Origin of the sequence: Sulfurospirillum tamanense (assembly GCF_016937535.1) — a bacterium.
Taxonomy (GTDB): domain Bacteria; phylum Campylobacterota; class Campylobacteria; order Campylobacterales; family Campylobacteraceae; genus Sulfurospirillum_B; species Sulfurospirillum_B tamanense.
In genome coordinates this window covers 87734-102660 of record NZ_JAFHKK010000006.1, presented here as the reverse complement: position 1 = coordinate 102660, position 14927 = coordinate 87734, and the positions used below count along the sequence as shown (strand labels likewise).

Genomic DNA, 14927 nt, shown 5'->3' with positions numbered 1-14927 from the left:
AATACTTGCTAAAATAATTACTCAAAAGAGAAAAATAGACCAAGGGAAAGCCTGTGAATATCTACTTTAACAAAGAAGATGCCATTCAAATTAGCGTGGGTGCTTTTGCACTAGGTGTGCCTGTGGCCTTTTCTGAAGAGGCGTGGCAAAGCGCAATCACCCTACCAACGCTAAATCTTTTTTTGATTGTTGGGCTTTCTTTGGTGTTTTTAGGGCTTTATGCCTATCAGGGGATTTTCCAACACCGTGTACAAACACGGCTTATGGCATTTTTCCTGCGAATTTTCATTGCCTATGGGCTCACCTTGGTGATTGTGGCATTAATCTTGATAAGCCTAGATAAATTTCCACTTTTTGCAGAAACCGCGTTAGCCCTAAAGCGCATGCTCATTGTTGCTATGCCCGCCTCCATCGGCGCTATCGTGGTCGATGGGTTTGACAAGGAAGACTAAAGTGAAAGTAACAAACCTTGAAAAATATATACATGTAGCCACTTTTGAGCTCAAAACAAAAGAAGTTGTAACCATACTGGCAAAAAACTACCCCTTACATGTAAAGACACTGCAGAGCAAAAAAGATTGGGCTACAAAAACACCTACTGCTCTGGCATAAGTGAAACTTCTTTAGGGGAAAGCTTGGGACAAGGGGGTGAGAAATAATACCCCTGAAAAAGAGTGATACCAAGAGATTTTGATTTTTCAAAGACAGCTTGCGAGTGTACAAACTCCGCTATGACACAAATATTTAGCTCGCGTGCAAGGGTAATGATAGCCTTAACCAAAGCTTCGCATGAGGTATCTTTGTCGATGTTTTTAATGAGCGAGCCATCAATCTTGATAAAATTGGGTTTCAGCAGTGCAATATGACTGAAATTTGAAAACCCTGATCCAAAATCATCAATAGCAAATTTCACACCAAGAGGCCTAAAAGCCTCCATAAAATGTTTGATGGTAGTGTAATTTTTAATCTCTTCTGTCTCGGTGATTTCAAAGGTGACTCTAGGGCCAATACCCATCGTCTTTATAGCTGCAAGTAGCTCTTCTTCTAAGGCTGTGTTGATGATGTCTTGGTAGCATAAATTAATGCTCACGTCAGTCCCAAGATTTTTTGCAATTTCAAAACTTTTCAGAATGGTCATTTTTGAAAGGACATGGTAGGATTTTATTTTATGGGAAAGTTCAAGAAAATAAAAAGGTGGGACATACTCAACCAAGCCCTCATCAGTAAAGGTTTTTAAACGCATCAGTGCTTCGTATTTAACAGGATATCCACCTACATCCACAATGGGTTGAAACACGGGCTCAAAGGCATTGCTCTTGATGCCTTTTTGAATTTGACCTATCCAGTAGCGATTTTCCTCTAGTATCCTTGAACTATCTTTTTCTTCGTCGTAAACAGCATAGACTAGCTGGTCTGCCTTGGCGCGATGCATCGCCATGTCGGCTTTTCCCAGGGGGTTTTTCGTGTGCCCGCTAATACCACAACTCATTGAAAGTTTAAGGGATTCTCCAATACATTCGATTATAAAAGGGTGTTCTTTAATATCCTCCAAAAGTGGAACAATAGTAGCAGTAAAAGACTCAAGGGTAAACCCATTTTGGCAATGATAAAAAACAAACTCATCCCCGGAAGTGCGGTAAAGTTTGAGCTGGTGATCTTTGGCAAAATTGCGCAAATAATAGGAAAGTTGCAGCAATACTTCGTTGCCCGCCTCTGTGCCGTAAAGTTCGTTAATGGCTCTAAATCCATCCACATTCGTAATGGCAAACAGTGGCACGGCGCACTGACTGCTCTCTTCAAACAAGGCAAAACGGTTAGGTAGTTTGGTGAGTGGATCGATTTTAAGTTGATGTTCAAGGCGTTTAAAAAGCCCAATGAGTTGCCTAAGGATAAGCACAGTTAACACAATAAAAACAATGAAAGAGAGTGAAGCAATGACGATTTCAAGACGCAAGTACCGAGCCCTTGTTTCTTTGTTTTTAAGACCAAGAAGTATTTTTTCTTTTTTAGCCTCTTCAAGAAGTGTTTCCACTACCTCATAAAGTGTGTCAAACTTAAGGTAGATATCTCTATTGATCGAGTGGATCTGAGCAGCCACATCGGTGAGTTTGGCAATAGGGTTTTTCAGTAACGCATTGCGCTCGCCTACGGCCTCAGAAAGGGTCTTAAAAAGGTCTTCTGCTTCTAAAATCAAAGGGGGCAACTCATCTAAAAACTGCGTTGTTTGTGGGATATCTTCAAGGCATTTTGCCAAAGAAAGTGTCGTATGGAGGGTAAAAATAGCATCCGTAAGTGCTTCAATCTCTTCAAGTTTTTTTTGACGCAACTGAGCAGTTTGTCCCGTGTATACAATGGTATGAATCTTGATTTGAAAACGTTGAGCAAGAGAATACACAGCATTAATTTGCTCTATGCGCCGTTCAAACTCCACTTCAGTTTTGTTGATATCACTCTCCAAAGACCGCACATATCCTTGCAATGAAAAAATTGTCAAAAAAAATAAAACGAAAGTAGTGCACAGCAAAAGGAGGTAACGAACAACCAACTTGTTAGCCAAATACTGCATAGGCTCTCTTTGAAGGAAAAGGTTAAATATTCTACATAAATTTTACTTAATGGACCAACAGATGAACATCTGAGGCAAAAACAGCAAACGACTGGTGTGTTAAGCGCATTTATTTTGCAGAGGTATTCAAAATAGTCTTGAGGCGTTTTATCAAAAAATTCCTTACATGTAAAGAAAGATTTTCACACACTCTGTGCTACACTTTACTAAAAAATTTTGTCGCCCAATCACCAAACAGTAACGCAAGGAGGTCTCCCGTGTCCCAAACACTAACCCGAAAAATAGCCTTTTCTTGTGTAATTATCTTTCTATCTGCCTTTGCGTTTGCACCTCAGCTTGAGCGCATGAGCTACACGCACCACGACAAAGCGTTTGAGCGGGCATTGACCACGTTTGCTGTAGCCAGAGCACTCAACGGTGTCATTTCGATGCTCCAAGGAACCCAGATAGAAGGCTCCGTGGTCTTTGCAAGCGCCACCTTTTCAGTGGGAGAGATTTTAGACCCTATCAATGACCTCATAGAGCGTTTTTCATGGGTGATGCTAGTCGCCACCGTAGCCCTTGGCATAGAAAAAATACTTATTGAAATGGGCGGTGTCTTGGCCCTAAAAATCGCATTAGCCTGCATGGGGACCTTGGGCTTAGTGTTCCTGTGGATGCCGCGCCTAGAAACCCTGAGTGCATGGGTGTTGCGCGGGTTTACAATACTGGTGATTTTACGTTTTTTGATGCCTACACTAGAGTGGACAAACGCGACACTTTATGCCCATTTTACAGAGCCTGTGTACGTGCAAGCCACCCAAACCCTCCATCAAACTTCCCAGGAACTCGAAGCACTCAACCCCATAGAAAAAAAAGAGTTGTCGTTTTTTCAAAAACTTGGAGAGCGGGTTGAAAAAACAGCACAAGACGTGATTGCTATAATGGCTGTTTTTGTGCTCCATACCTTGCTTTTGCCACTGCTGTTTTTGTGGGGTGGTCTGCGTGGTGTTTTGGCATGCTTGGGAAGATGGGGTTAAAAACTACGCTTTTAAAAGAGCCTTTCCCAATAAAAACGCCATAGGAATACACCCAAGGGCAATGATGTTGCAGACGATGTACGTTACATGTAAACCCCAAATATCCCCCGCTAAACCAACGCCAAAGACAACAAAAGAGCTTACCCCAAAGTTGATAGACATGTACATGCTGTTGAGAAAAGTGGGCATGTTGGAGTTTGTGTCTTGCACGCTTGCCATGAGTACAGGGCCAGTTGAAAGCAAAAAAAGCCCCAACAGCGCCAAAAAAACCATATGCCCCGAAAAGATAAAAAGCGCCATGGCGACAACCGAACCACTGCTTGCAACGAGAAGGGTGTTTTGCCTGCCAATTTTGTCGGAAATATGCCCTGAAAACATCGCGCCCAAAACGCCAAAACCCTGTAAAACAGAAAGGGAAATCCCCGCATACCACAGGCTTTGCCCTTGGGCGATGAGGTACACGGGGAGGTAGAGTGTCAAAGCACGCTTCATGGCTGATTGAAACAAGATAAACCCCGCCAAAGCGCTTAAAAATGGTGTGAATGTTTTTAGCACTCGCTTGGTGTCGCCTTTTTCTTTTGGTTTTTGCACGGGCCTGTTGGTGTCAAAGTCTTTAAGCTTAATGTAGAGAATGATGGAGGCGATGAGGCCAAGGGGCATGAGTTTGTACATCCCTTCTAGCCCCCACAGGGAAATTCCCGCGGTCACAAGCAAGGGCCCAAGCGTCCTAGCAAGCTCACCACCGACCATGAAAAAGCTCATCCCTGTGCCCACTTTTTCGCCGCTTGATTCTTTGACCATCGTAGGCGAAGGCACATGAAAAAGTGCGGCCGAAATACCTGCCACAAACAAAAGGATAAAAACCACACTATACGAAGTTGCAAGGCCAATGAGGCTCATGCTCATAGCCGTAATAGCGGGGGTTAAAATTACAAAATATTTAATCCCCGTTTTCTCGGCAATGAGGCCAAAAAAAGGATTTAATAGCGCAGGAACACTTCGCGCGATGTCTAAAAAAGCGCTCATAAAAAGGCTAATCCCAAGCTTGTCTATCAAAAGAGGTAAAATGGGCGCCAAAAAGGCCGAGTAGGTATCGTGCGCCAAGTGGGCAAAAGAGAGGGTAAAGACCTTGTCTTTTTGAAACGTCTTGTGTTGCAAAATAGCTTTTCCTTGATTATCAAACCCTTGTGTTGCTTCCATTTCTAAAGGTAGCCCCACATGCAAATGGTATTTTTGCCTGATTCTTTGGCTTTGTACATGGCAGTATCGGCGTGTTTTAGAATATCGTCCTCGCTCTCCTTTGCCGCATCAAAAACAACAATCCCAATACTCGCTGTACAGTGGTGCTCTACTCGTTGGTCTTGTGCGTTTAATATATACGTGGTGCAAAGGCTTTTACTTATCTTTTGCGCCACATTTTCCGCATAACGCTCAGCAATCTCTTTTTCTTCGTGCAATCCACCCAAAAGCACAACAAACTCATCGCCGCCAAACCGTGCGACCGTGTCAACCTCTCGTACGCATTGTTTTAATCTCTCAGCCACTTGACATAGCAACAAATCCCCCACGCTATGGCCGTGGGTGTCGTTGAGGGATTTGAAATTGTCCAAATCAAGAAACATCACCGCACTGTAGCAAGATTCTCGCTTATTGTTTAGATGAACCTGATGCAGGCGCTCGGTAAGCAAAAGACGATTGGGTAGCTGTGTCAACGCATCGTAAAAGGCTAGATTTCTAATCTGTTCTTGCAAAAGCTTTTGCTCGGTCATTTCGCGAGTGATGCCGTGGTAGCCAATGATTTCCCCTTTTTCATTGCGCTCGGGCTTGGAGAGGATTTCACCCCAAATCAAACTCCCGTCTTTGCACACATGCTGGACTTGAAAACGGGCAAAATCTATCGGAGAACCTTTTGCCTCTGCCTCTGCTCTTTTTCGCATCTGCACTTTAAGGATTTCAACACCCTCAGGCGTAAACATCTCAAAAACATGCGTGCCCAATACCTCTTCGGCCTTAAACCCCCGTAGCCGTTCATCCGAAGGGCTAATGTACGTAACCCGCAACTCTCCGTCTGTTCGCCAAATGACATCCAACACGTCTTCTGCCAAATGACGGTAATGCTTTTCCATCGCTTTTCGGTGTTGTATCTCACGGCGTAACCTGTAGTACATCACCCCAAAAACCAATGCCAAAAGCCCCACAAAAGCGCCGTAAAGCATGAGGGTTTGCGCTTTAACTCCTTGCTGGATACGCATGCCAATCCAGCGATTGTAGATGGCATTGCGCTCTTCTTCGGTAATGGAAGCCATCCCTTTATTGATAATGGAAGCCACATGCGGACTATGTTTTGAAAAGGCAAAACGGTGCTCGCTTGCAAACTCGGTTTGCCCTGAAAAACGAAGTCCTTGTAATCCCTCCGCCCACATCGCATAATCAATGGCGCTCATATCGCCCACGTACGCATCGGCCTTACCTTCTAAAACATAACGCAGGGCTTGGGCGGTGCTACCCACCAACACAAGCTCGATTTGAGGGTAATGGGTCGTGAGCATTTCTTGCGTAAAGTACCCCTTTTCGATGGCTACTCTTTTGGACGCAAGGTGCTTTAAATCTCCAATAAAATGGCCTTGGCCGTTGTCGACTATCATTGTTCTGGTGTTGCGATAAGGAGGCGAAAAGGTAAAGTGCTTTAAACGTTCAGGGGTTTGTACGATACTGGTGAGAAGATCGATTTCGCCTCTTTTGGTCATCTCAATGGCTTCATCCCAAGATTTGCCTTTGATAATCTCAAAACGCACGCCTAGCTTTTGCTCCATTAAGTGCAGGTAATCCACCGCCATCCCCACAAAATGCCCGTCCGCACCAAGCCACTCATAAGGCGCATAATCCGAGTCCATCCCTACGCGAATGGTTGGATTTTCTGCAAGCCACGCTCGCTCGCTTTGGGTCAAAGAAGCTAGGGGCGCATTGGCCAAAAGTGTGGGCGCATGGAAGAAAAAAAGAGTTAAAAGAAAAAGGTGGATAACCTTCATGGTTCACTTTCCTACTGAGCGAAAAGAGTTTTTATAAAAATTGTTTGATTATACTTTGTGCTTAATTGAAGAGGACTTAAGTTGTCAGGGGCCAGAGTGCTAACTTACATGTAAAGCAACAATGGGGCTTACTGCTTGCCCAAAAACAAAAATGCCCCACCCTTTACTCTACCTCAAAGCCCTACTCCAACTCCGCTAGTTTCGCTTCAAACTCTGCCATCAGCGCGTCGAGTTTGGTTTGGGCGGTTTCGAGTTTGGCAAAGGCGCTTTCTACGGCGAGTTCTTCGTGGGAAACTTGTTTGGAGAGCTCCCTGATGCGCACGCTATCGCCCGTGCTTGAGGCGGTGGCGAGCTCTTGGGTGAGGGTTTTGAGCTTTTCTTCGCGCGTCATGATGTCTGCTTCTAGGGTTTCTACTTGGGTTCTTAACGGGTTAGCCTTAGCACTACGCTCTTTGATGATGGTAGTGCGCAGTTTTTTAAGTTGGTATTTGTCAAACTTGGGAACTTTTTTAGGCTTAGCTTCGCCCGCCTCTTCTTCCCAGCCGATTTTTTCTAAAAACGCATCGTAGCCATCTTCAAAATACTCCGCGCCTTTGGAGGTAAAGACGATGAGCCTGTCCGCCACGCGGCGCAACAGCTCTTCGGAGTGGGTGACAAGCACAATGGAACCTTCAAACCGCTCCATGGCTTCCGTGAGGGCTTCGATGGACTCCATGTCAAGGTGGTTGGTAGGCTCATCCAAAAAGAGTAGATTTACGTTGCGCGCCAAAATCTGCCCGAGCATGACGCGGCTTTTTTCACCACCGCTTAAGAGTGAGACTTTCTTTTTCGCGTCATCCCCGCTAAACATCATCCCGCCGCAAATGGCGCGCACTGAGGAAAACGCGAGCTTGGGGTTGCCCACGTAAATCTCATCGATGATGGTATTTTCAGCATTGAGGCGGTTGATATTTGTCTGTCCAAAGTGACCCATCACGGTCGCAGGATGCGAAGTAATCGCCCCTGTGTTTTGCTTCAATTCGCCTGCTAGAACGTTAAGAAGGGTGGATTTTCCCTTGCCGTTTTTGCCGATGATGCCGAGGCATTCGCCCTTGGCTAAGGAAAAGGAAATCTTTTCAAACAGCAGGTTGTCTGGCGTGTACCCAAAGCTTAAATCCTTGGCTTCTGTGATGATTTTGGCGGGGGTTTCTTGGTAGTTAAAATCAAACCGGAGCTTGCTTTCACTCTCAAGCTCTTCCATCACGTCCATTTTTTCAAGCAATTTTACCTTTGACTGAGCTAAGGCTGCGGTCGAAGCGCGCGCTTTGTTTCGGGCGATAAACTCCTCCAACTCTTTGCGTTTTTTCTCTTGTCCTTGGCGCTCTTTTTCGTAGAGTTCATCGTTGGAGGCTAGTTGGGCGTAAAACTTGTGAGAATTGCCTTGAATCTGAAACAGATTGCGCCGCACGATGCCCATAGTGTGCGTGGTCACACTGTCCATGAAGTCGCGGTCGTGGGTGATGAGCAACACTTCACCATCAAAGGTTTTGAGAAAGGTTTTAAGCCACCGAAGCGAGAGGATGTCCAGGTAGTTGGTAGGCTCATCCAGTAGTAGCAAATTGGGTTGGGCGATGAGCAGCTTGGCAAGGTTGAGGCGGATTTGGTAGCCGCCTGAAAAGGCACTGGGGGATTTTTCGAGGTCTTCCCCAGTAAATCCAAGACCAAAGAGCATCTTTTCCACACGGTAAATCTCGTATTTTTCATCTTCACTAAGCGCCAAGGCGACCTCATCGACGATGGTTTTTTCACTAAAATGCAAATGCTGGCGCAAGGCTCCGATTTTGTAGTTTTTGGGGATGCCAATCTCTCCGCCATCCAAGGCTTCTTCGCCTAAAATCATCTTAAAAAGAGTGGATTTACCGCTGCCATTGCGCCCGACCAAGCCCACACGTTGCTTGGGGCCGAGTTGAAAATTGACATTAGAAAATAGTTCGCGCGTGGCAAAACGCTTGGTAACATTGGTGAGTTGTATCATGAGACTTCTTTGAAAAATGGGGTTAAAAACGGGGATTATACCATGTTTGAAAAATCCTTACATGTAAAGGTCGCATCCAAGACAAAAAGGGAATCAAAAATACCCTAGAAGCAAGCTTACATGTAAACATAAAAGGCTTTACATGTAAGGGTTTTTTTATTTGGACAAGCAATCGCTAAAGATTCTCTAACGAAGAGGTTGGATTAGGGTTTTGCATCTAACTCTTCGGCGTCAATGATTCTGTTTTTGCCAGATGTTTTGGCTTTATAGAGTGCCTTGTCCGCACGGGTAAAGATTAAATCTAGTGTGTCGTTTTGTCTAAATTGCGCTATTCCATAGCTTAATGTTTGTGGCTTTAGCTCTTTAAAGCTACAAGAGTTTATGGCGTTTTGTATCTTTTTTGCTACTGTTGTGGCACCTTTTGAGTCGGTTTCCTTGCATAAGAGCAAAAATTCTTCACCGCCCCATCGTCCCAAAACATCGCTATCTCTTTTATTTTCACTGATGATTTTGGCTATTCTTTGCAAAACCTTATCTCCTGCTTTGTGGCCTAGCGTGTCGTTGGTTATTTTAAAATCATCAACATCCATTAGGATAATCGAATAATCTCGTCCGTATCTGTTAAAATAGTTCCATTCATACGAGAGAATCTCATCTAGCTTTAGGCGATTGTAAATGCCGGTAAGTGCATCAGTTGTTGATAAAATTTCAAGTTTTTTATTGTATTTTTTAAGCTCTCTTTGTCTAATAAGAAAGTAGATAAGCACCAAAGCCGCTACTCCTAAAACTTGAAAAAGCAGAGTATTGTCGGTCTCTTTTTCATGGTGGACTGCAATCCATTTATTTAAAATCTGTTGGTGGATTTCTGGGTCTATAGATGCTATAGCCTTTTCAAAAGCTGTAAAAAGATGCAGAGCATCATTTCTAACGCCAACTCCCAATTCCCAAAATTCATCAAATTTTCCGGTGATTTTGAGTTGTCCTGTAAAATCTTTTTGAATCGCATATCCGATTGTTGCAAGAGTGCCTATAAAACCAAAGAGCTGTTTTCTGTGAACCCTGTTTAATCCATCTTGAACATTTTCAACTTCAACAAATTGCATTTGGGGGTATTTTACTCGTAAGATTTCGCCGTAAGCGTAGCCTTTTACGATTCCAATCGGCAGGTCTCTGATCAGGGAAATATCAGAAAAGAAAAGTTCATCAGGACCAGTAGCAAGAACCAAAGGAACCCTTAAATAGGGTTGTGTAAACTCCATATACAGTCGTCTTTCTGGCGTTGGCATAGCCAAAGAGTATATATCACACTCTCTTGCTTTTGCTTTTTCGATTGACTCAAGCCATGTTTTTGTGGGCACCATTTCTATTGGAATACCAAGCTTTTCTTCTATGAGATTCATGTAGTCTTTAGACATTCCAATATGCTGCCCCTCTTTGTTTGCTTCAAGCGGCATCCAGTCAGGATCAATACACATCATAACTTTTTCTTTAGCGTTGAGGTATTGTCTCTCTTGGGGCGTTAATTCTACCGTAGCTGGAGGTGTGCTGAGAAGATACTGGGACCACTTTTGATGAAGAGCGTATTTTTCCTCTTCGGTAATTGAGGCGATAGCTTTATTAAAAATTTTAACCCATTCTTTAGCATGCTGTGCAAATTCTATTCTTAAGGTATCATCACTTGATCTGTCGCATTTTGATCGGTTAATTGTGTGTAAGTTTCCTAACATATGGCGACTTGTGATGTAATTGGCGACATAAAAATCTTCGATACTCGCATCCGCCAAACCAAATGCAACAGCTTCAAGCGCATCTTTTGAATTTTTATAGGTGTTGATGTTGATTTGAGGATAATATTTTTTTACAAATTCCATTCTTTGCCAATTATCAGTAACGGCTAAGATTTTTCCTTGCATGTCTTCTAATGTTTTAATCGAATTTTCTGTTTTTCTTGTTATAAAGGAGAAGTTGACGGGAATAACCGCATCGGTTAGGAATTCATAATTATCAACTTTTCCAGTAAGAACTGGCATCATGGCATCTAGGTGCCCATTTTCAAATTGTGATTTTAATGTAGCCTGTTCGGCAGTTATAAACTCTATTTGTATGCCAATTTTCGAGCCTAAAACTTTAACATAGTCCACCATGAAACCATGTGCTAGATCGTTTGAAAAAAAGCTATAGGGATGGTAGTTTATGTGGTTCGAAAATCTTAAAGGGGGAGATTTGCTTACAAATTCTCTTTCTTTAATAGTTAAAATATCGTTTTGCCCCAAGGCAAAAATTGGCGACAAAATAAAACAGGCAAAAACGATAATCAAACGCATTAAATGCCTTTGTAAAATTAATTTTACTTTTTAAAAATTATCTCATTTTTTCCTTAGTTTTATATTAAGTAAATTTGAAGAATGAGTCCAATGCCTATGCTTTTTGAGTGAATGGGGAATGATACGAGTTTCCACCTTTTTCTCTTTTACACTCTAACAACCTTTACATGTAAAGGGTTTGGCTGTTGACTTGTTTTAGATAGAATTACGCATGAAAAAAATTTTACTTGCCCTATTTTTACTTACCCTGCACTTTGCCAAGGCCGATACGATTCTTTTTTTAGGAGACTCGTTGACCGAGGGGCTTGGTGTCAGTAAAGAGGAAGCCTTTCCAAGTCTGGTTGCGTCTTTAATCCAAAGCGAACTTAATAAAAATGTTACCGTTATCAATGGCGGCGTCAGCGGCTCTACCACAAGCGATGGGCTTGCTAGGCTTCAGTGGTATTTGAAAAAGAACCCCTCGATAGTCTTCATCGCACTTGGCGCCAACGATGGGTTAAGGGGGCTAAACCTTGAACAAAGTCAAAAAAACCTTGAAGAAATCATCAATCACGCACAAGAAAAACAAGCAAAAGTTTTACTAGCAGGAATGTTAATGCCGCCCAATTATGGCCCCCAGTACACCGAGCGCTTTAAGGCAATGTACCAAGAACTCGCAGAAAAATACGCCCTAAAAAGCATGCCTTTTTTACTAGAAGGGGTTGCTGGCAAAAAAGAGTTTAACCAAGAAGATGGCATCCATCCTAACGCAAAAGGCCATGAATACATCGCAAAGAGCGTTTTTGAATTTATAAAGGAAGCGTTGTAGTGCTAGTATTAAAATCATTAAAAAAATCATACAATCAAGGTGCGCAGAAAATTGAGATATTTGAAAATCTAAATTTTCACGTCGAAAAAGGCGAAAGAGTCGCCATCATGGGCAAATCAGGCAGTGGCAAATCAACCTTGCTCTCGCTTATCTCTGGAATCATAAAGCCAGACAGCGGCGACATCACCCTCAATGCCGTCTCTTACAAAACCTTACAGGAGAGCCAACTGAATGATTTTAGAGCCACCCACATAGGCTTTGTCTTTCAAAATTTTCATTTGGTTTCGTACCTAAACGCCCTTGAAAACGTGATGCTTCCTGCAAAAGTCTGCGCCATCCCCAACCCCAAAGAAAAAGCCATAGCGCTTTTAGAAAGCGTAGGGTTAGCCCACAGACTAGCACACCTTCCCTCTGAGCTTAGCGGGGGCGAAAAGCAACGTGTTGCCATAGCGCGCGCCCTTATCCATAACCCCAAAATAATTTTAGCGGATGAACCCAGTGGCAACTTGGATGAAGAGACTGGCAATGCCGTTATGGACATGCTTTTTGAGCTTATAAAAACCAACGGTACTACTTTGATTCTTGTGACCCACTCAAAAGATATCGCCAAGCGTTGTGAAAAAACCTACGAATTGTCACAAGGAAACTTAACGTAATGTTGGTCTTAGAACTTGTTCTCAAAGCACTGTTGCGTTCAAAATTTTTTAGCTTAATCTTTATACTAAATTTCTGCTTGGCCATTGTGGCGCTTGTCTTTTTACAATTTTTTAAAGGAAGCATAGACGCATCCTTGGAATCAGAAGCAAAAAGACTGCTTGGGGCAGATATTGTGATCACCTCTCGGTTTCCCATAAGCGACCAGCAAAAAGAGTCTATTAAAAATCAACTGCCTGAAGTGAAGCGTTTTGATGAGGGTATTTCAACAGTGAGTATGGTAGCCTCAAAAACAAGGTCTAGGCTCATGGAACTTGTCAAGATAAACGAAGGATACCCCTACTATGGCGGGTTGGTTTTTAAAGACAAATCTACCTACCCCGATGCAAACCTCTTACCAAAACAAAACGAGATTTGGGTTTATCAAGAGGTTTTAGACCTACTGGGCTCGACCCTCGGGGAAACACTGCAAATCGGTAAAGAAAGTTTTGTAATAGCAAAAATCATAGAAAAAGATTCCCTAAAAAGCGTGAGCTTTAGCGGTTTCATACCTAAAATTTATATAAGCGAAACGGGATTAGAAAAAACAGAACTGCTGCAGTTTGGCTCGACAGCAAGGTATAAACTAAGCTACCTTTTCCATGAAGAATTCGACAACGACGCCTTGGAAAAAATTGAAAATACTTTAGAAGAGAACGTCGACCAAAACCTGAATGTTCTCTCGCCAAATGATGGAAAAGACCGTTTGCTGCGTGTTTTAAATGTTATTACAGACTTTTTGTCTTTGGTCTCGCTTGTTTCTTTTTTCTTGGGTCTTGTGGGGGTTATTTACCTCTATTCTGGGTATCTTCGGAACCATCAAAAAGACATTACCGTTTTAAGCGACTTGGGCCTTAGTAAACAAAAGTTGGTACTAACCACTTTGTTGCATCTGTTTGCACTGATTGCAATCTCAAGCATTCTTGTGTTTTTGCTTGTTGTGCTCTCTGCTCAGTTTATAGGGCCCTTGGTTGCAAAGATTGTTGATTTTGACTTTGATTTTTCACTGGAGTACGCCTTTTTCTTAAAAGCTTCATTGGCACTTTTGCTTTTAAGTTTAACCGTAGGGCTCCCTTTGATTTTGCCGCTCCTTCAAAGCCAAAAGCAGCACTTCTTTAGAACCGTTTTGAGTTTTACTCCTTTTCTTGGGCTCTTGTTGCTTTTGGCCCACGGGGTAACGCCTAGTAAAAATGTCGGGTTCTTTTTTGCTGTGGCTTTGCTCCTTGTCATCCTTGTGCTGTTTGGTGTTGGCTCTTTTATGTTGAAAAAAATGGATTTTTCTGGACACTTGAAAAACCTCTCTTTTTCTTTGGCTATTAAAAATATTATCAGGCAAAAGAAAACATCGCTGAGCCTGTTTGTCGCCATTTTTTTGTGCACAACACTCTTTAGCCTCATTCCTCAAGTTGGCGCATCCTTATCCACAGCACTCACACAAAGTGTTGATGAGCGGCCTAGGTTTTTTGTGCTTGATGCAAAAGAAGAGCAAATCAAAGACCTAGCCGCTCACGTGCGCGACATGGGAGGGCGCTTGGAGAATGTTTCGCCGATGATACGTGGACGCATCGTCAAAGTGAACGATGTGGATTTTGCGGAACACACACAAGCACACGGGGACAAAAAAAACAAAGCAGAAAAAAACGAGCTGAGAAATAGAGCAGTAAACCTCTCTTACAGATCAACATTAAAAGAGAGCGAAAAGATTGTCAAAGGACGCGCATTTAGTGGCATTTACACCTCAGAAGATTTTTCTAAACCCATCGAAGTTAGCGTTGAGCAAGGGTATGCAAACCAAAGAGGAATCGCCTTGGGCGACCGTCTGGTGTTTGATGTCTTGGGTCTTGAGCTGGAAGCCAATGTAGTAAATATTAGAAGCGTTGAGTGGGCTGAATTTGTACCAAATTTCTTTTTAATTTTACAAGAAGGCGCCCTTGAAGATGCCCCCAAAACAATACTAGCGACCATCTCAAGAGGAGATTATGACGCACAGCAAATGGTAATAAAACTGTCTGAACTTTTTCCCTCTTTGACTCTCATCGATGTAAAAAATTTATTTGAATCTTTTGCAAACCTTGTCAAAAATGCTACAACCATAACCGATAAAATGAGTCTCTACTCCATCATTGTCGGGCTTCTTATGAGTTTTATTATCATCCAGTATCAAATGAATTTACAAAAAAATAATATGCTAAGACTTAAAATGATTGGCGTTAAAAACAACACCATCAGAAATTCTTTTTTAATGGAGTTTGGGCTAATCTCCCTGAGTGCTAGTGTTTTGGGGATTATTTTAGGGAGTGTTAGCTCTTATTTTATCAGCATGTTTCTCTTTGAATCCCATTGGGATTTTAGGCCTGATGTGCTCTTGCTCTACTTTTTCTTCATCCCCGTCTTAACACTTTTGATTGTCAGCTTTTTTACCTCAAAAATGATTCACCAAAAAGAGAATGTTCTTTTTGGTGAATAACCTTGCA

Annotated in this window: 11 protein-coding genes; 6 read left to right on the top strand and 5 right to left on the bottom strand. The window is 42.7% G+C overall.

The features are described from left to right. Positions 1 to 53 precede the first annotated feature (53 nt). Both JWV37_RS04460 and JWV37_RS04455 read left to right on the top strand, forming a co-directional pair. Positions 54 to 452, top strand: coding sequence for a DUF2391 family protein (locus tag JWV37_RS04460; RefSeq protein WP_205458572.1), 399 nt, complete (start codon positions 54 to 56; stop codon positions 450 to 452). A gap of 1 nt (position 453) precedes the next feature. Continuing rightward, positions 454 to 612: a hypothetical protein gene (locus JWV37_RS04455; RefSeq protein ID WP_205458571.1), complete on the top strand. Its 159-nt coding sequence runs from the start codon at positions 454 to 456 to the stop codon at positions 610 to 612. Here JWV37_RS04455 and JWV37_RS04450 read toward each other — a convergent pair. Continuing rightward, positions 596 to 2479, bottom strand: a complete 1884-nt coding sequence (locus JWV37_RS04450; RefSeq protein WP_205458570.1) for a bifunctional diguanylate cyclase/phosphodiesterase — start codon at positions 2477 to 2479, stop codon at positions 596 to 598. The genes JWV37_RS04455 and JWV37_RS04450 overlap by 17 nt on opposite strands. A gap of 344 nt (positions 2480 to 2823) precedes the next feature. Between JWV37_RS04450 and JWV37_RS04445 the strand changes: the two genes are divergently transcribed. Beyond that, positions 2824 to 3585 carry a hypothetical protein gene (locus JWV37_RS04445; RefSeq protein ID WP_205458569.1) on the top strand — a complete coding sequence of 254 codons (762 nt, stop codon included), beginning with the start codon at positions 2824 to 2826 and terminating at the stop codon, positions 3583 to 3585. A 3-nt stretch (positions 3586 to 3588) separates the two neighbouring features. Here JWV37_RS04445 and JWV37_RS04440 read toward each other — a convergent pair whose 3' ends face one another. The 4 genes from JWV37_RS04440 to JWV37_RS04425 all read right to left on the bottom strand — a co-directional run bounded on the left by JWV37_RS04440 (position 3589) and on the right by JWV37_RS04425 (position 10952). Beyond that, positions 3589 to 4785 carry an MFS transporter gene (locus JWV37_RS04440; protein WP_205458568.1) on the bottom strand — a complete coding sequence of 399 codons (1197 nt, stop codon included), beginning with the start codon at positions 4783 to 4785 and terminating at the stop codon, positions 3589 to 3591. A gap of 2 nt (positions 4786 to 4787) precedes the next feature. Then, positions 4788 to 6614: a diguanylate cyclase domain-containing protein gene (locus JWV37_RS04435; RefSeq protein ID WP_205458567.1), complete on the bottom strand. Its 1827-nt coding sequence runs from the start codon at positions 6612 to 6614 to the stop codon at positions 4788 to 4790. Between the two features lie 181 nt (positions 6615 to 6795). Next, a complete protein-coding gene (locus JWV37_RS04430) occupies positions 6796 to 8628 on the bottom strand; it encodes an ABC-F family ATP-binding cassette domain-containing protein (protein ID WP_205458566.1) in 1833 nt (610 codons plus the stop codon). A 203-nt stretch (positions 8629 to 8831) separates the two neighbouring features. Further along, a complete protein-coding gene (locus JWV37_RS04425) occupies positions 8832 to 10952 on the bottom strand; it encodes a transporter substrate-binding domain-containing diguanylate cyclase (RefSeq protein WP_205458565.1) in 2121 nt (706 codons plus the stop codon). 211 nt (positions 10953 to 11163) lie between these two features. Between JWV37_RS04425 and JWV37_RS04420 the strand changes: the two genes are divergently transcribed. The 3 genes from JWV37_RS04420 to JWV37_RS04410 are packed head-to-tail and all read left to right on the top strand — an operon-like array spanning position 11164 to position 14920. Next, positions 11164 to 11760 (top strand): arylesterase, encoded by a 597-nt coding sequence (locus JWV37_RS04420; RefSeq protein ID WP_205458564.1) that lies wholly within the window; start codon positions 11164 to 11166, stop codon positions 11758 to 11760. After that, complete coding sequence (locus JWV37_RS04415; protein ID WP_369407651.1) at positions 11760 to 12416, top strand: ABC transporter ATP-binding protein; 657 nt, start codon at positions 11760 to 11762, stop codon at positions 12414 to 12416. The genes JWV37_RS04420 and JWV37_RS04415 overlap by 1 nt, the downstream gene beginning before the upstream one ends. Beyond that, positions 12416 to 14920 carry an ABC transporter permease gene (locus tag JWV37_RS04410; RefSeq protein ID WP_205458563.1) on the top strand — a complete coding sequence of 835 codons (2505 nt, stop codon included), beginning with the start codon at positions 12416 to 12418 and terminating at the stop codon, positions 14918 to 14920. Before JWV37_RS04415 ends, JWV37_RS04410 begins: the two co-directional genes overlap by 1 nt. Positions 14921 to 14927 lie beyond the last annotated feature (7 nt).

Bases quoted from the DNA above. Each gene is read 5' to 3' on its own strand.
- JWV37_RS04425 (WP_205458565.1), bottom strand. From the start codon at position 10,952: ATGCGTTTGATTATCGTTTTTGCCTGTTTTATTTTGTCGCCAATTTTT.
- JWV37_RS04435 (WP_205458567.1), bottom strand. From the start codon at position 6,614: ATGAAGGTTATCCACCTTTTTCTTTTAACTCTTTTTTTCTTCCATGCG.
- JWV37_RS04410 (WP_205458563.1), top strand. From the start codon at position 12,416: ATGTTGGTCTTAGAACTTGTTCTCAAAGCACTGTTGCGTTCAAAATTT.
- JWV37_RS04430 (WP_205458566.1), bottom strand. From the start codon at position 8,628: ATGATACAACTCACCAATGTTACCAAGCGTTTTGCCACGCGCGAACTA.
- JWV37_RS04440 (WP_205458568.1), bottom strand. From the start codon at position 4,785: ATGGAAGCAACACAAGGGTTTGATAATCAAGGAAAAGCTATTTTGCAA.
- JWV37_RS04420 (WP_205458564.1), top strand. From the start codon at position 11,164: ATGAAAAAAATTTTACTTGCCCTATTTTTACTTACCCTGCACTTTGCC.